The sequence below is a fragment of the Shewanella aegiceratis genome, assembly GCF_019457495.1.
In the GTDB taxonomy this organism is placed as follows: domain Bacteria; phylum Pseudomonadota; class Gammaproteobacteria; order Enterobacterales; family Shewanellaceae; genus Shewanella; species Shewanella loihica.
Window position 1 is genome coordinate 649,498 of the sequence record NZ_CP080416.1, and the last position, 15,506, is coordinate 665,003.

General features: G+C 56.6%; 15 protein-coding genes. 6 read left to right on the forward strand and 9 right to left on the reverse strand.

All coding sequences use genetic code 11. From position 1 onward, the window contains the following. Positions 1-19 precede the first annotated feature (19 nt). From astA to K0H80_RS02955, 3 genes are all read left to right on the forward strand, one after another. Positions 20-1,039, forward strand: coding sequence for an arginine N-succinyltransferase (gene astA, locus K0H80_RS02945; RefSeq protein WP_011864385.1), 1,020 nt, complete (start codon positions 20-22; stop codon positions 1,037-1,039). 9 nt (positions 1,040-1,048) lie between these two features. Beyond that, complete coding sequence (gene astD, locus K0H80_RS02950) at positions 1,049-2,509, forward strand: succinylglutamate-semialdehyde dehydrogenase (RefSeq protein ID WP_220073036.1); 1,461 nt, start codon at positions 1,049-1,051, stop codon at positions 2,507-2,509. Positions 2,510-2,649: 140 nt separating this feature from the next. Further along, complete coding sequence (locus K0H80_RS02955) at positions 2,650-3,450, forward strand: DUF1338 domain-containing protein (protein WP_220044176.1); 801 nt, start codon at positions 2,650-2,652, stop codon at positions 3,448-3,450. Positions 3,451-3,567: 117 nt separating this feature from the next. On the opposite strand, the gene K0H80_RS02960 is transcribed toward K0H80_RS02955, so the two are convergent. From K0H80_RS02960 to crp, 4 genes are all read right to left on the reverse strand, one after another. Next, positions 3,568-4,899 (reverse strand): ATP-binding protein, encoded by a 1,332-nt coding sequence (locus K0H80_RS02960; protein WP_220073037.1) that lies wholly within the window; start codon positions 4,897-4,899, stop codon positions 3,568-3,570. After that, the gene (locus K0H80_RS02965) at positions 4,896-5,570 is read right to left on the reverse strand and encodes a response regulator (protein WP_011864389.1); all 675 of its coding nucleotides are present in this window, start codon (positions 5,568-5,570) and stop codon (positions 4,896-4,898) included. The genes K0H80_RS02960 and K0H80_RS02965 overlap by 4 nt, the downstream gene beginning before the upstream one ends. Positions 5,571-5,680: 110 nt before the next feature. Continuing rightward, positions 5,681-6,019, reverse strand: coding sequence for a PepSY domain-containing protein (locus tag K0H80_RS02970; protein WP_220044178.1), 339 nt, complete (start codon positions 6,017-6,019; stop codon positions 5,681-5,683). An 82-nt stretch (positions 6,020-6,101) separates the two neighbouring features. Beyond that, positions 6,102-6,737 (reverse strand): cAMP-activated global transcriptional regulator CRP, encoded by a 636-nt coding sequence (gene crp / locus K0H80_RS02975; RefSeq protein WP_011864391.1) that lies wholly within the window; start codon positions 6,735-6,737, stop codon positions 6,102-6,104. Positions 6,738-7,181: 444 nt separating this feature from the next. On the opposite strand from crp, the gene K0H80_RS02980 reads away from it, so the two are divergent. Next, a complete protein-coding gene (locus K0H80_RS02980; RefSeq protein WP_220073038.1) occupies positions 7,182-7,961 on the forward strand; it encodes a tetratricopeptide repeat protein in 780 nt (259 codons plus the stop codon). A gap of 337 nt (positions 7,962-8,298) precedes the next feature. Here K0H80_RS02980 and K0H80_RS02985 read toward each other — a convergent pair whose 3' ends face one another. From K0H80_RS02985 to K0H80_RS02995, 3 genes are all read right to left on the reverse strand, one after another. Further along, positions 8,299-9,186, reverse strand: coding sequence for a phosphoribulokinase (locus tag K0H80_RS02985; RefSeq protein ID WP_011864393.1), 888 nt, complete (start codon positions 9,184-9,186; stop codon positions 8,299-8,301). An 83-nt stretch (positions 9,187-9,269) separates the two neighbouring features. After that, entirely contained in the window at positions 9,270-9,533 is a 264-nt protein-coding gene (locus tag K0H80_RS02990) for a YheU family protein (protein WP_220073039.1), read from the reverse strand. Positions 9,534-9,535: 2 nt separating this feature from the next. Further along, on the reverse strand, positions 9,536-10,534 hold the full coding sequence (locus tag K0H80_RS02995) for a hydrolase (RefSeq protein ID WP_220073040.1): 999 nt from the start codon (positions 10,532-10,534) through the stop codon (positions 9,536-9,538). Between the two features lie 134 nt (positions 10,535-10,668). Here K0H80_RS02995 and K0H80_RS03000 point away from each other — a divergent pair, with 134 nt between their 5' ends. Beyond that, on the forward strand, positions 10,669-11,175 hold the full coding sequence (locus K0H80_RS03000; RefSeq protein ID WP_220044183.1) for a twin-arginine translocation signal domain-containing protein: 507 nt from the start codon (positions 10,669-10,671) through the stop codon (positions 11,173-11,175). Between the two features lie 112 nt (positions 11,176-11,287). Further along, complete coding sequence (locus K0H80_RS03005; RefSeq protein WP_220073041.1) at positions 11,288-12,877, forward strand: GMC family oxidoreductase; 1,590 nt, start codon at positions 11,288-11,290, stop codon at positions 12,875-12,877. A gap of 37 nt (positions 12,878-12,914) precedes the next feature. Here the strand turns inward: K0H80_RS03005 and K0H80_RS03010 are convergent, their stop codons facing one another. Together K0H80_RS03010 and K0H80_RS03015 are read right to left on the reverse strand one after the other, a co-directional pair. Further along, positions 12,915-13,364, reverse strand: a complete 450-nt coding sequence (locus K0H80_RS03010; RefSeq protein ID WP_220073042.1) for a TIGR02444 family protein — start codon at positions 13,362-13,364, stop codon at positions 12,915-12,917. A gap of 67 nt (positions 13,365-13,431) precedes the next feature. Beyond that, on the reverse strand, positions 13,432-15,342 hold the full coding sequence (locus tag K0H80_RS03015) for an ABC transporter ATP-binding protein (RefSeq protein WP_220073043.1): 1,911 nt from the start codon (positions 15,340-15,342) through the stop codon (positions 13,432-13,434). Positions 15,343-15,506: the final 164 nt, after the last annotated feature.

Consider the following 15,506-nt stretch of genomic DNA (forward strand, 5'->3'; position numbering starts at 1 on the left):
CAAGTGAGGAGACCCGAAGATGTTAATTATCCGCCCCATACGATCGAGCGATTTCGATGCCTTGTATCAGATCGCCATCGAGTCAGGTCATGGATTCACGTCTTTACCCGTCAATGAAGAACTATTAAGAAATAAGATTGCCCGCGTCGAGGCCTCGTTCGTTAAAGAGATCGAGAAGCCGTTCGACGAAGGCTATCTTATGGTGCTGGAAGACACAGAGACTGGCGAAGTGGTCGGTACCTGCGGACTCGAGGCCGCGGTCGGCATGGTCGATGCGTTTTACCACTACCGTCTGGGCACTGAGGTCTACTACTCAGAGCAGATCGACGTGCGCAACGAGGTGGAAACCCTGACCCTGTGTCACGACTACACGGGCGCCGCCGAGCTATGTACCCTGTTCCTGCGTGACACCTACCGTAAGAACAACAACGGGCGCATGCTGTCTCGCAGCCGTTTCCTGTTCCTGGCACAGCACGCCGAACGCTTTGGCGACACAGTGATCGCCGAGATGCGCGGTGAGAGCGACGCCGAGGGCAACTCGCCTTTCTACGGCTGGCTGCAGAAGAACTTCCTCGGCATCGACTTCGTGCAGGCCGACTACCTGTCGGGCTTGGGCCAGAAGGCCTTCATGGCCGAGATGATGCCGAAAAACAGCGTCTATGTCTGTCTGCTGCCCGAAGAGGCGCAGAAGGTGATCGGCGAGGTGCACACCAACACTCGTCCCGCACTCAACCTGCTGCAGGCAGAGGGCTTTAGATGCCGTGGCTATGTGGATATCTTCGACGGCGGTCCAACGGTCGAGTGTAATCTTAACGACATTCGTTCGGTGAGAGAGAGCCGTCTGTTGACGGTCAAGGTGGGCGAAATGCCTGTCTCGAGCAGCAGTTTTATTATCTCAAATACTTTGTTAGCGGGTTACCGCGCCACCTCGGCCAACTTGATGGTCAGCGATGAAACCGATGAGGTGATCCTGTCGCCCGAGCTCGCCGGTGCGCTGCTGGTGGCAGAAGGTGAACAGATCCGTGTCTTGGCAATGTAGGAATATATGATGAGTCAATTTATTAACGGCCAGTGGGTTGCCGGTCTGGGACACGACGTGGTCTCGAAGAACCCAGCAAATCAAGAAGTGATCTGGGAAAGCAAGACGGCGACCCCAGAGCAGGTTAACGCAGCGGTTGAGGCGGCGCGTGCCGCTCAGTTCGATTGGTTCATGCTGGGCTTCGATGCCCGCCTGGCGATTGTCGAAGCCTATCGTGATCAGCTCGAGGCTCACAAGGGTGATATCGCTGAGGTGATCGCTCAGGAAACCGGTAAGCCACAGTGGGAAACTGCGACCGAAGCAGGGGCCATGATCGGCAAGATCGGCCTGTCGGTAGCTGCCTACCACAAGCGTACCGGCACCTCTGAAAATGACACCCCAGCCGGCCGCGCCGTGCTGCGTCACAAGCCACACGGCGTGGTGGCGGTATTTGGTCCCTATAACTTCCCGGGCCACCTGCCTAACGGCCATATAGTGCCTGCACTGCTTGCGGGTAACACAGTTGTGTTCAAGCCATCCGAACTCACCCCTAAGACGGCCGAGCTGATGCTCAAACTGTGGGAGAAGGCGGGTCTGCCGGCTGGCGTGATCAACCTGGTTCAAGGCGAAGTGGAAGCCGGCAAGGCGCTGGCGTCACATCCTCAGATTGACGGCCTCTTCTTTACCGGTAGCTCTCGCACCGGCCACATCCTGCACCAGCAATACGCGGGTCATCCGGGTAAGATCCTGGCGCTGGAGATGGGCGGCAACAACCCGCTGATCATCAAGGGCGTCAAAGACACCCTGGCGGCGGTTCACGACATCATTCAGTCGGCCTATATCTCATCGGGTCAGCGCTGCACCTGTGCCCGTCGTCTCTATGTGGAGAAGGGCGCCGAGGGCGATGCCCTGCTGGCTAAGCTGGCCGAGGCGGTTAAGCAGATCAAGGTGGGTCCTTGGAACGCGCAGCCACAGCCATTTATGGGTTCTATGATCTCTGAGACAGCGGCCAAAGGCATGGTGGAGGCTCAGCGTAACCTGATCAACCTGGGCGGCACGCCGCTGGTTGAGCTTAAGCATCTGGAAGCCGGTACCGGCCTGGTATCTCCGGGTCTTATCGATGTGACTCAGGTGATCGAGCTGCCCGACGAAGAGTACTTCGGTCCACTGCTACAGGTGGTTCGTTACACAGACTTCGATGAGGCGATCAAGCTGGCGAACGACACACGCTATGGTCTCTCTGCCGGTATCCTGGCGGATAGCCGCGAAGACTACGACTACTTCCTGGCGCGTATCCGTGCGGGTATCGTCAACTGGAACAAGCAGATCACCGGCGCATCAGGTTCGGCACCTTTTGGTGGTGTTGGCGCCTCGGGTAACCACAGGGCGAGCGCCTTCTATGCCGCCGACTACTGTGCCTATCCGGTCGCTTCGGTCGAGGCCGATGCCCTGGCCATGCCAGCCAGCCTGAGTCCGGGTCTGACCCTTTAGTAAACAAGCATGGGAGTGGGCGTCTTGCCTGCTCCCATTTTTATAGGCGTACACGAAAATTCTCGTTGTACTTATATCGTGAAAACAAACAAACCGGCGCGATAACGACCGGTAACACGATGATGTTAAGGAAGAAATTGATGCATACCGATGTAAACCAGCTATTTGCCGCCCTATGGGACGACTATGTTGAAATGACCCCCTCAGCCGCCAAGGTACACCAGCTATTGGCCAAGGGTGAGACCATCATCAACGATCATATCGCCCTACGTACCTTTAACATTGCCAAGGTGAACCTGAGCGTTCTGGCGAAGCATTTCGAGTCTCTGGGCTATGTGGCCTGTGGCGACTACGACTTCGAAGCCAAGAAGCTAAAGGCCAAGCACTTCGAGCATCCGGATCCAACTCAGCCTAAGGTGTTTATCTCTGAGCTGATGGTCGAAGCCTTCAGCCCTGAGCTGCAAGCCATAGTTCATGGTCTGGTAGAGCAGGTGGATGAAGCCGCAACCACTGCGGATAACTTCCTCTACTCAGGCCGTCACTGGGAACTGGATTACGCAACCTACGAGCAGCTACTGGCCGAGAGCGAGTACGCGGCATGGGTGGCGGCGTTTGGATACCGCGCGAACCACTTTACCGTATCCATCAACCACCTGCCAGGATATAACACTATCCTTGAGGTGAACGACACCCTGAAGCAGGGCGATTTCGTGCTCAACAGCGTCGGCGGTGAGGTGAAAGGGTCGGCCGATGTGCTGCTCGAGCAGTCATCGACCATGGCCGACAAGGTTAATGTTGCCTTTAAAGACGTCCAGAAGACAATTCCAAGCTGTTTCTACGAGTTTGCCTTGCGCTACCCTAAGGCAGACGGCGAGCTTTACACAGGCTTCGTGGCGGCCTCTGCGGATAAGATCTTCGAGAGCACCAACAACGCAGGTTAATCCTGGGGTGAGTCTCTGACAGCAAAAAGCCGATGCATTGCATCGGCTTTTTTGTGGGCGAATGGGTTGTTTTAACTGGGTCTCGAACGTTATCCCTTAAAGCCTATCCCTTAAAGCCTATCCCTTAAAGCCAAGGGTGATCTTCAGTCCGCCCAGCTGCTGGCTATGCTCGAAGGCTAGGCTTATCTCATACTGCTCGGCAATATCCTTGACGATGGAGAGCCCAAGGCCATGGCCCATGATCGCCTCATCCAGGCGCTTACCTCGTTGGGTCAGCTGACTGAGGGCCTCGTCGGCGACGCCCGGGCCATCATCTTCTATGGTCAGCAATATCCGCTCGTCCGTTTGCGTCGTAGACACCGCCACCCGGCTGTCAGCCCACTTGAAGGCGTTGTCCAATAGGTTGCCGATAAGCTCCATGCCATCTTCGCGGTGAATAGGCAGGCGGCTTAAGCGCTCGTCCAGGCTAAATTCGCAGGCGATCGCCTTGTGGCCGTGCACCTTGGTGAGGGTCTGGGCCAGATCTTGTAGATCTTTGGGTAGCTGCATCTGCGCCGCGGGCAGCATGTCGCCGGTAATCCGCGCCGCCGCCAGCTTGCGCTCTATCATCTTGTGGATCTGATCCAGCTGGCTCTGCATGGCGTTGGCGGCCTCGGGATCTTTCAGTCCCAGCACCTCTACCTGCTGCTGCATCACCGCCAGCGGTGTCTTGAGGCCATGGCTGAGGTTGCCCAGGTTGTTGCGGCTGCGCTCCATCTGCTTGCTCGAGTATTGCAGAAGCTCGTTGTAGGTCTGTGCCAAGGGCGCCAGCTCTGGTGGGATCTTGCTGGTGTCCAGCGCGGTGATCTCCCCCTCTCTGAGCTTCATCAGTGCCCGCTGCATGTCGTTGATCGGCTTGAAGGATTGCCGTAGCAGAATGAAGATCCCCGCAACCATGGTAAGCAGCATGGCCAGGTTGACCGACAGCTTAGTGCCATAGACCTGGGAGAATACTTGGCGGCCGATACTGAGATCCTGGGCGACCGTGAGCGTCGCCTGCACCTTGGCATCGGCGCTGCTCAGCCCCAGAGACAGCAGCTGAATATCGTGATTCTGCGGCCCCTTGGTTTGCCACACCCGGGTCTGGCCCTTGGAGAGGGGCTCTATCTCCAGGCGTTGATCCCAAAGGGAGCGGGATCTCAGCTCAATATCTTTGAGGTTGAGTTGGTAGTAGCGCCCGGAATAGACGGGCTTGTAGAAGTTAGAGACCTGGTTGGGGTCTATGCTGATGTCGCCGTTGTCGAACTGAATCGCCAGTAACACCTGCTCTAAATCCTCTTCGAGGCGGTCGATAATCGAGTCGTGAAACGCCTGACGCAGCATGGACTCGAAGATGACGATCGCCACGAAGGTGGAGATGATGACTAAGGCCGACAGCCAGAGGCTGAGCTTAGTGCGGATCGATATCATGGCTTGAGGCCGTGGAAGATGTAGCCCTGTCCCCTGCGGGTCTCGATGGCCGTCTTACCCAGCTTCTTACGCAGGTGGGTTACATAGACCTCCACCACGTTACTCTCCTTCTCGTCGTCAAACTGATACAGCTTGTCTGTCAGCTGCGCCTTGGAGAGCAGTTTCTTGGGCGACATGAGGAAGATCTTCAGCAGGCGAAACTCCATGGCGGTGAGTTCGAACTGCTGCTCGCCAACGGTGACGCTCTGCTGGCTCTCATCCAGGGTGACCCCCTCGAAGCTCAGCTCCTTGGTGGGGCTGTTGGTCTTGCCGTGGGCGCGATTGATCAGGGCGTGAATACGTGCCAGCAGCTCCTGGCTGTGGAAGGGTTTACCCAGGTAATCGTCGGCACCGGCGTTGAAGCCTTCTACCTTCTCGTGCCACTGGCTGCGGGCGGTGAGCATGATCACCGGGGTGTCTATGCCCTGGTTGCGCCAGGTCTCCAGCAGCTGCAGACCGTTGCCGTCGGGCAGGCCGATATCCAGGATGACACAATCATAATGGGTTTCTTTGATCAGGTAGTCGGCCTCGGCGGCTCTGTCGGTGACATCTGTGACATAGCCGGCCTGTTTCAGCTGTTTGGCAAGCTCATCGACCAGTAGGGTGTTGTCTTCAACCAGCAGCAATTTCATCGTTTTTCTCTACCTTAGCGCGGCAGGCGCTTCTGTCTACATGGAGGCGGCCGAGTCGCATCGACCTGAATTGATAATACACTTTTTCACCCTAAGCGGATATTTCGGCGCTAGTTTTTGTGCGGTACGCAGGCCTGGGGCAGGGGTTTGTTGGCGCTGTGACGGCCGGTGGTGGCATCGATATCCAGGGAGATCAGCTCGCCATTGGCCGATTTGATCTGCAGATCGTAGCGCCAGTGGCCCTGGGCATGGAACAGGTGGGCGTCCACCAGTTTGCCATCGCAGTAGGCCTGTACCTGGCTGAGGGTGAGATCGAGAGAGAGGATTTTGCCTTCGCTGACCAGCTCTTGGGCCTGGTTGTGCTCCAGTTCGATAACGGCGGTCGCGGCAGGACTGAGCAGTGAGCAGACACTAAGCAGTAAGGTGCTGATAACGGCGGTCGGTTTCACTGAGGCTGTCCTAAAAAAAATGGCCTGACTAAGGAGTCAGGCCACTTTAACTAAGATCTATTAAATCTAACTTAATGTTAGCTTAGCGGGTACCGTAAACCACGATAGTTTTGCCGTGTGCTTGGATCAGATTCTGCTCTTCAAGCATCTTGAGGATACGGCCCACGGTTTCGCGAGAACAGCCCACGATCTGACCAATCTCTTGGCGAGTGATCTTGATCTGCATGCCGTCTGGGTGGGTCATGGCATCTGGTTGCTTAGCCAGGTGCAGCAGCGTCTGTGCGATACGACCGGCAACGTCCAGGAAGGCAAGGTCGCCCACTTTCTGGCTGGTGCTTTGCAGACGGTAAGCCATCTGAGAAGAGAGCTTCATCAGGATCTCAGGGTTAACCTGGATTAGCTGCTTAAATTTCTTGTAAGAGATCTCTGCGATTTCACAGGCTTGCTTGGCACGAACCCAAGCGGTACGCTCGGCTTGCTCTTCAAACAGACCCAATTCACCGATGAAGTCACCTTGGTTCAGGTAAGAGAGGATCATCTCTTTGCCTTCTTCATCTTTAATCAAGACGGCAACAGAACCCTTCACTATGTAGTACAGCGTGTCAGAGTCTTCACCCGCATGGATCAGAGTGCTTTTGGCTGGGTACTTATGAATGTGACAGTGTGATAAAAACCATTCCAACGTTGGATCAGGTTTAGGCTTACCAATCAGAGCCATGCCTATGTTCCTCGACTGATTAATGTAAATACAAGAATATGCTAAATAAGCAGATTACGTCAATTAAGGCCAAAAAACCTCGTCAGAGATCAAATTATTGCAATAAGTATGCAGCCGGTAACGTAATTTACTTTGCTGTCAATAGTGGGAGTTCATTTTGATACATTAGTAATATATGTCAACTAATACCGTAATCGGGCCAGTTTATTTGGCCGACAATGTTGCCCATATCACATCTGCCTAGGTGCTTGTTGTCCGCCCAGGAGATAACACCTGTGATTTTCATGCAGTAAAACACGGTTTTTACTCGACTTGACAGGGGGATTATTGATAGTGTTAGTCTCTGCGCCGCCGAATTTTGTTCGGGCCTGGGCAGCTCAAAGTTGTGGCTATTTCGTGTCGTCTTCCTAGATAACACGAACTGGTGAAGGAGAGTTCTGAATCGTGACAAAGCATGTTTGGAAATTGGCCGCAGGCCTACTGGTCCTGTTTGCCGTGCAGCAGCAAGCCCTGGCGTTTTCTGTGCCCGCCACCGAAGCGGCGGCGCCTGCCAGCAAGTTGGCCCATATTCAGCTAAAAGCCAGCCAAGGCGAGTCTGAGGCGCAATTTCTTCTCGGTTTGATGTATCTCTCCGGCCGTTTCGTTAGCCCGGATCCTCAACTGGGTGCCAACTGGGTCGAACGCGCCGCCGAGACCGGCCACAAGAAGGCGGCCCAGACCATAGCGGATCTGGCCTTCGACGGTAAGATCATTCCTCGTGACTTGGCCCTGGCCGAACGTTGGTATCTGAGCCTGGCAAGTGAGCAGGACAAATGGGCCCAGTTTCGTTTAGGCTTCATCTATGCCGCCGGCGGTAATGGCGTGGCGCGCAACTGTGGTAAGGCGGTCGATAACTTCATGGCGGTGGGCGATGAGATCTCCCTGGGCAACGTGGTGTGGATCCTCTCTACTTGTCCCGAGGCCAAGTATCGTGACGGCGGTAAGGCCCTGGCCATAGGCAAGGGGCTGGTCGAGGCCAACAAGCAAGACCCGACTAACCTGGATAACCTGGCGGCGGCTTATGCCGAGATTGGCGATTATAGCTCGGCGGTGGATCTGCAGAAGCAGGCGATCAAAGCGCTCAAACAGACGGCCGAGTTCGACAAGTCAGATGAATTTGAATTAAGGCTGGAAAACTATCGCCAGCAGAAGCCATACCGTGAAGTGGTACCGCTGTCACAGTAGCTCTTACGTCAGTAAATACCGGTATCCTAAAGATTAAGACGTCGACTCGGGTCGGCGTTTTTTTATGCCTGAACGCTTTATGTTTGAAGTATTCGGCCTGAAATAGTTAGGACGGTAACGCAGGGAAATTAATGCAGAGTGGCGTGCAAGAGGAGGTGTCGGGACGCTAGCATACTCGAGGAAGCAAACAGATCAAGATGGGGGAATTCACTCCCAAGAGTATACTAACTATCAGTCTTTCGCCTGAAATCCCGATGGCCAGCATTGTATGTGAGCAGACTTAAATAAAGCTTAAGCGAATCTATCTCTGACTGAAGCGGGTGCGAGCGGTGATAATTTATTCGCTATCCAGATCCAACAGGTGCTGACGCTTCTCCAGCAGATCCCTAATCAGCGGCGTGAGGATCAGCTCCATCGCCAGCGACATCTTGCCGCCGGGCACCACCAGGGTGTTGATGCGCGACATGAAGGAGCCGTCGATCATCTTCAGATAATAGGGGAAATCGACATTCTTGATGCCGCGAAAACGGATCACCACGAAGCTCTCATCCAGGCTGGGGATGGTCTTGGCGCTGAAGGGGTTTGAGGTGTCTACCGTAGGAACCCGCTGGAAGTTGATATGGGTGCGGGAGAACTGCGGCGTCATATGGTTGATATAGTCTTCCATGCTGCGCACGATAGAGCCCATCACCTTCTCGCGGCTGTGGCCTCTGTCTGAGGTATCGCGGATGATCTTCTGGATCCACTCCAGGTTAACTATGGGCACCATGCCGATCAGCAAGTCCACGTGCTGGGCCACGTCGCAGTCGTCAGTCACTACGCCGCCATGCAAGCCTTCGTAATAGAGCATGTCGGTGTTTTCCGGCAGCGGTCGCCACTGGGTGAAGGTGCCGGGCATCTGATTGAAGGGCACGGCCTCGTCGAAGGTGTGCAGGTAGGAGCGGGTCTCGCCCTGACCTGTGGCGCTATAGTCGCTAAAGCACTGCTCCAGCTTGCCAAAATCGTTGGCCTCTGGGCCGAAATAGCTGATGTTGCGGTTCTCGTTCTGGGCCTGACGGATCTTCAGTTCCATCTCGGGACGCGTGTAGTGGTGAAAGCTGTCGCCCTCGATCATCGCGGCATTGATCCCCAACTGACGGAAGATATGGCTAAATGCTGTCGTGGTCGTCGTGGTGCCCGCTCCAGAGGAGCCGGTTACGGCAATAATGGGGTGTTTAGCAGACATTCTTTTACCTAAATAGCGCTAAGCTGATGCCCGATAACGGGCAATTGTGAACCAATAGTTATACGGCACGGATAACCTAAAGGTCAACAGGGCCCGTCATCTTGGCTCTGTTGTGTCAGGGTATCTTGCCGGTGGCGTATGGCGATAGATTCCTCTTCTTCGCTGTATTCGACCACAAGTTCGCTGCGGGCCAACGCCTGGCGGCACTGCTTGATGGCGCGGGCCAAGGCCTCGCCATCCAGGCTGGCGAAGCTGCCATCCTCGGTCAGGGTGAAGAGAAACTCCTTGATCAGATTATCCAGGGTCTCGGCCGGCAGTTGCAGCAGGGATTGATAGGGGACCAGCATGGTTAAGCCTCCAACAGAAAATGGACGATGCGCTGTTCCAGATAATATCTGGGCTTTAAGGGATGGCCGCCGTCGATAAAGCCGACGTGACCGCCCTGTGGGTGCAGCTCATAGGTGACCTGGGGCGAGAGCGCCTCCTGAGTCGGGATCACCTCATCTGTCATGAAGGGATCGTCCTTGGCGTGGATCACCAGGGTCGGCTTAGCCACCTGGCTCAGGTAGGGCAGACCACTGGCGCGCCGGTAATAGTCTTCGACGCCATCGAAGCCGTGCAGCGGCGCGGTGACCCTGTCGTCGAACAGATGAAAGGTGGTCAGGCTCTCCACCTCGGCCTGGGTCACCGGCATCTGGGCGCTCAGCTCTGGCATGGCCAGCTTGTCGCGCACCTTCTGTTGTAGCTGCTTGATGAGATAACTTTGGTAGACCTTGGAGAAGCCGTGTCTGAGGCGCTTGGCGCAGGCGCCCAGCTGCAGCGGCGCCGAGATCACCACGGCGCGATCCACCAGGCTGTCACTGCCATGCTCGCCCATATATTTGGTCAGCACATTACCGCCCAGGCTATAACCCACCGCCAGCAGCGGCGAGTCGGGATAGTCCCTTCGCAGCAGGCTGAGAGTGGTGTGCAGATCTTGGGTATCGCCGCTGTGATAGCTGCGGGCGAGGCGATTGGTCACGCCAGAGCAGCTGCGATGATGATGCACCAGGGCGGCGATTCTGTGCTCGTCCAGCAGAGTCAGCAGACGCCTGGCATAGTGAGAGTCAGCACTGCCTTCCAGCCCATGCACCAGCACGACTATGGGCTCAATTTGTGTGGACTCAGCCTGTGTGGGTTCCGTCTGTGTGGGTTTAGCCAGCCAGTCGAGATCGATAAAGTCGCCGTCATCCAGCTCCAGGCGTTGGCGGGTGAGGGCGGGCTTGTTCACCTTGGTCAGCACAGGCAGGATAGTTTGCACATGGGGATTTCTTGCCCACCAGGGGGGCGTGAAGGTACGCTGGGTCATAAATCGCTGTTGCCGAAAATTAAAACATGTGTTTAATTGTTAGTTATCTAGCTAGTGTAACATAGATTCGAGTCGCTCCTTGTTTTCGAAGGGAGCTCATGGAATATCGCTAATCACAGAGCACAGGGAATAAGATGAATCGACGCACCTTTTTGACCACGGCCCTGGTGGGGACCGGCGCCCTGGCACTGGGGGTAAACCTGTATCACCCGCCGCAGGTGAGGGTGAGTGCATCTCTGGATCAGTCCCATCGCCTGCTGTTTAGCCTGCTGGTGCCCGTGTTTCTCGACGGCGCCTTGCCCCACACCCAGTCGCTGCGCGTGGCGGCGCAAAACCGCACCTTAGATGCCATAGTGGCGACCATGGATCTGCTACCCGAGGAGTCCCGCGACGAGCTCGAGCAACTGCTGGAGCTGCTTGAGTCGCGCCTGGGGCTGTTACTGCTTACCGGCAACATGACCCCCCTGTTGATGCGTCAACCCCAGGAGCTGGTGGCCATGCTGGAGGCCTGGCGGACAAGTTTTCTCGACCTTATGGTCACCGCCTATCAGGGGCTGCGAGAGCTGGTGCTGGCAAGCTATTACAGCTGCCCCGAGCATTGGACGCGACTAAATTACGAGAAGCCACGGCTGTTTAATTGAGAGCTTAAGCCATTGAGATCTGAAGTCATTAAGAACTTTAGCCGCAGATAAGCCGAGCGACTAGCCTCGGATAGATAATCACAGACCCCGATAACGGGGCAAAGGAGCGCCATTGGCCATCGAAGATCCCATAGTGACCGGCCTTGCAAACGGCTGGAAACACATAGATGCCAGTCAACTGACCCAAGACCAAACCCTTGAGGCCGATGTGGTGATCGTCGGCAGCGGCGCCGGTGGTGGCGTGGCGGCCGAGATCATGACCGAGGCGGGGCTGTCTGTGATTATCGTCGAAGGTGGGCCACTGAAATCGTCCGAGAGCTTCAACATGGAGGAAAGGCGCGCCTACCCCAACCTCTATCAGCAGGCCGCCTCGATGAAGACCAAGGACAAGGCGATCGGCATCTTTCAGGGACGCGCGGTTGGCGGCTCCACCACCATCAACTGGACTACCTCTATCCGCACCCCGGAAAATGCCCTGGCGTTCTGGGCCGAACACAAGTCGGTCGAAGGCCTCTCCAGGGAGGCGCTAACGCCCTGGTTCGAGAAGATGGAGCTGCGGCTGAGCATCACAAAGTGGCCCTTCGAGCCTAACCGCAACAACATGGCGCTCAAGCAGGGCTGCGAGGCATTGGGCTGGGACTACACCGTCATCAAGCGCAACGTGGCCGGCTGCTGGAACACTGGCTACTGCGGCATGGGCTGCCCGGTCAACGCCAAGCAGTCTATGCTGGTCACCACCATTCCGGCGGCGCTGGATCGCGGCGCGACCCTGGTGAGCCGCGCCAAGGTGAGCAAGATAGAACACCATAACGACAAGGTGTACGCCCTCGAGGCTCAGGCGTTAACCGAGTCGCTGCGCCCCAGCGGTGTACAGCTGATGTTTAAGGCCAAGCACTATATCCTCAGCGCCGGCGCCATCCATACGCCGGCCCTGATGATGCGCTCCCGCCTGCCGGATCCGCAAAAGTTGCTGGGTAAGCGCACTTTCCTGCACCCAACCGTACTCAGTGGCGCCCTGTTTAACGACGCCATCAATGGCCATAGTGGTGCGCCGCAATCCATCTATTCGGATCAGTTTGTCTGGCAAGATGGCGCCGACGGCGAGCTGGGCTATAAGCTGGAGGTGCCGCCCATTCATCCGGTGTTAATTGCCTCGAAATCTCTGGGATATGGTCAGAGTCACGCCGAGCTGATGGCCCAGTTTAATCAGCTGCAGGTGACCATAGCCCTGATGCGGGATGGCTATCATGCCGACAGCCCGGGTGGTCAGGTGCAGCTGACAGACAAGGGCTATACCCTGGATTACCCGCTGACCGACGCCTTCTGGCGTGCCGCACGGCGCGCCTTTGCCAGCATGGCCGAGCTACAGTTTGCCGCCGGGGCGCAGAAGGTGTTGCCCATGAGCGAGGGGATGCCTTATCTGCCGAGCTGGCAGGCGGCCAAGGAGGCTATCGCCGATATGACCCTGGCACCCTTTAAGACAGTGGTGGCCTCGGCCCATGTGATGGGCGGCTGCCCGCTGGGCGAAGATAAGCAGATGGCCATGGTAGATAGCCGGGGGCGCAGTCACTATCTGGAGAATCTGTCTGTGATGGATGGCTCGCTGTTTCCCACCAGTCTCGGGGCTAATCCTCAACTCTCCATCTATGGCATCACAGCACGCAATGCCAGCCTGTTGGCCGAAGAGCTAGGCGGCGCTTAAATAGCTGGGCTTGGGTTTGGGCTTTGGTTCTTAAGCCTTAGCGGATCAGCGTCTGTGCCAGCTGGTGGTATTGGTCTATCTCTATCTGAAACAGACCGAGATAGCGCGGTAGATTCGCCTGGCCCTGTTCATTGGGAAGCTGTCTGAGTTGGCGCAGTATCATCCCTTGGGACTTGCGCTCCAGCATGAGTTCTACCTCTAGCATCTGGCGATATTCGGCCTCGGCCAGGTTGTGTTTGCTCAGCTTTCTCAGCCTGCGGTAGGGCTTGAGCACCTTCTGCTCCCAGGCCTCGACCTGCTCGCTGAGCTGGCGCCAATCCTGGTCGCTCAGGTAGTAGTGCTGCTCGTCGAGCCACTGGGCCAGCAGCAGGAGATTGACGTTGAGCCCGTAGTCATCTTGCAGCTTGAGGTAGAGCAACTGCCCCTTCTCGTAGAGGCTGTCGCAGGTCTGCCACAGGTTGGCGTCAAAATGATTTACATGGCTCATACTTCATCCTTGTATCGCTTAGGTTTTTCCTTAGGTAATGGTCGAGCTAGAGGCTTAGCCAAGATAGTTAGCTTTGCAGCTTGGCCTCTTGCTCTATGGTCTCTATGTTCTCTTGCAGCTCGAGCCACTCCATCTCGCTCTCTTCAAGCTGTTGAGTATGCTGGGTCCGCTCGGCTAGGATCTGAGTGAGCTTGGCCTTGTTGTCGGCCTCATACAGGCTGGTGTCGGCGAGCAGGTTTTCCAGCTCGGCCAGCTTGTCGCTGCAATCTTGTTGGATCTTCTCAAGCTTTGCCTGAGCCTTCTTCAGCGGTGACAGCTTCTGTCTCAGCTCCGCCTCCAGTCGTTTCTGCAGCTTCTTGTCCTGGGCCGGTGTCGCATCATCCTGGGCGGCCGGTTTGTTGGCCTCCTTGGCGGCGTCCAGCAACCACTGATGATAGTCGTCCAGGTCGCCGTCGAAGCTCTTCACCTCGCCGCCATCCACCAGGTAGTAGTCGCTACAGCTCAGGCGCAGCAAGTGTCTATCGTGGGATACGATGATCATGGCACCTTCGAAGTCCTGCAGCGCCATGGTCAGGGCGTGACGCATCTCGAGATCCAGGTGGTTGGTGGGCTCATCGAGCAGCAACAGGTTAGGGCGTTGCCACACCAGCAGCGCCAGCACCAGACGGGCCTTCTCGCCGCCGGAGAAGGGGCGAACCGGAGACAGGGCCATGTCGCCGTTAAAGCCGTAGCCGCCGAGGAAGTCCCTCAGCTCCTGCTCCCTGTTGTTTGGCGCGAGTCGCGTCAGGTGCTGTAGCGGCGACTCATCCAGGCGCAGAAACTCCAGCTGATGCTGGGCGAAGTAACCTATGTTGAGGCCGGGATTTGGCTCATACAGGCCGCTCATGGGCTTGAGTTGTTCGGCCAGCAGCTTGATAAGCGTCGACTTACCCGCGCCGTTACGACCGAGCAGGCCGATGCGGGCACCTGGCACCAGGTTCAGGTGCACATGGTTGAGGATCGACTTGTCGCCATAGCCGACGGAGACTTGCTCCATCTTCACCAACGGGTTGGGCAGGGCCTCGGGGGCGCGAAACGCCATGTAGAAGGGGCTGTCGGCCTTGGAGGGCAGCAGCTCAGTCATCCGCTCCAGCGCCTTGAGACGGCTCTGGGCCTGCTTGGCCTTGCTGGCCTTGTAGCGGAAGCGGTCGACGAAAGATTGCATATGGGCGCGCTCTTTCTGTTGGCGCTCATAGGCCACCTGTTGCTGGGCCATGCGTTCGGCGCGGATGCGTTCGAAGGCGGTGTAGTTGCCCTTGTAGTAGTTGAGCTTATGATGCTCAACATGCACTATCTCGTCGACGATGGCGTCGATAAAGTCCCTGTCGTGGCTGATGAGGATCAGCGTGCCCTGATAGGCCTTGATCCAGCTCTCTAGCCAGTACATGGTGTCCAAGTCGAGGTGGTTGGTGGGTTCGTCCAGCAGCAGGAGTTCGGAGCGGCACAGCAGCGCCTGGGCCAGGTTGAGACGCATGCGCCATCCCCCCGAGAAGCTTTTCACCGGATTTTGCTGCTCGGCCTCACTAAAGCCCAGACCTGCCAACAGGCTGGCGGCGCGGGCGCGGATGCTGTAGCCGCCGATGGCGTCTATCTTGCCGTGCAGCAGGGCGATCTGATGGCCGTTATCCTCCAGCTGTGCCTTGTGTAGCGCTTCTTCCAGCTCGCGATATTCGCGGTCGCCGTCGATCACATATTCCAGCGCGCTCACCTCAAGCGCCGGCGTCTCCTGGGCAACTGTGGCGATCTGCCAGCCCGTGGGCACACTGATCTCGCCCTTATCCAGGCTGAGGTGTCCCATGATCAACGCAAACAGAGATGACTTGCCCGTGCCGTTGGCACCCACCAGGCCGACCTTGTGGCCGGGGTAGACAGTCAGAGAGGCTTCATCCAATAGGGTCTTGGAGCCGCGAATAAGTTGCGCTTGGGTAATGGTGATCATTGAGGTCGACTTGATGCATAGCTAAGGATTAATAGGCTTGGGATGATAGCCCAGTTGGGGTATGGCTTGCCACTCTTTAGCCGGGACATTTTGAATCCGATAGGGTGTTTTGCCGCACCTTGTGGCAAAATGGCCCCATCGACAGAGTTTTTATCCCAACAGGT

Excerpts from the sequence above, each read along its gene's own strand:
- K0H80_RS02995 (WP_220073040.1), bottom strand. The coding sequence starts at position 10,534 with ATGACCCAGCGTACCTTCACGCCCCCCTGGTGGGCAAGAAATCCCCAT.
- K0H80_RS03015 (WP_220073043.1), bottom strand. The coding sequence starts at position 15,342 with ATGATCACCATTACCCAAGCGCAACTTATTCGCGGCTCCAAGACCCTA.
- K0H80_RS02990 (WP_220073039.1), bottom strand. The coding sequence starts at position 9,533 with ATGCTGGTCCCCTATCAATCCCTGCTGCAACTGCCGGCCGAGACCCTG.
- K0H80_RS02985 (WP_011864393.1), bottom strand. The coding sequence starts at position 9,186 with ATGTCTGCTAAACACCCCATTATTGCCGTAACCGGCTCCTCTGGAGCG.
- astD (WP_220073036.1), top strand. The coding sequence starts at position 1,049 with ATGAGTCAATTTATTAACGGCCAGTGGGTTGCCGGTCTGGGACACGAC.
- K0H80_RS03000 (WP_220044183.1), top strand. The coding sequence starts at position 10,669 with ATGAATCGACGCACCTTTTTGACCACGGCCCTGGTGGGGACCGGCGCC.
- K0H80_RS02965 (WP_011864389.1), bottom strand. The coding sequence starts at position 5,570 with ATGAAATTGCTGCTGGTTGAAGACAACACCCTACTGGTCGATGAGCTT.
- K0H80_RS02955 (WP_220044176.1), top strand. The coding sequence starts at position 2,650 with ATGCATACCGATGTAAACCAGCTATTTGCCGCCCTATGGGACGACTAT.
- K0H80_RS02960 (WP_220073037.1), bottom strand. The coding sequence starts at position 4,899 with ATGATATCGATCCGCACTAAGCTCAGCCTCTGGCTGTCGGCCTTAGTC.
- K0H80_RS03010 (WP_220073042.1), bottom strand. The coding sequence starts at position 13,364 with ATGAGCCATGTAAATCATTTTGACGCCAACCTGTGGCAGACCTGCGAC.
- crp (WP_011864391.1), bottom strand. The coding sequence starts at position 6,737 with ATGGCTCTGATTGGTAAGCCTAAACCTGATCCAACGTTGGAATGGTTT.
- astA (WP_011864385.1), top strand. The coding sequence starts at position 20 with ATGTTAATTATCCGCCCCATACGATCGAGCGATTTCGATGCCTTGTAT.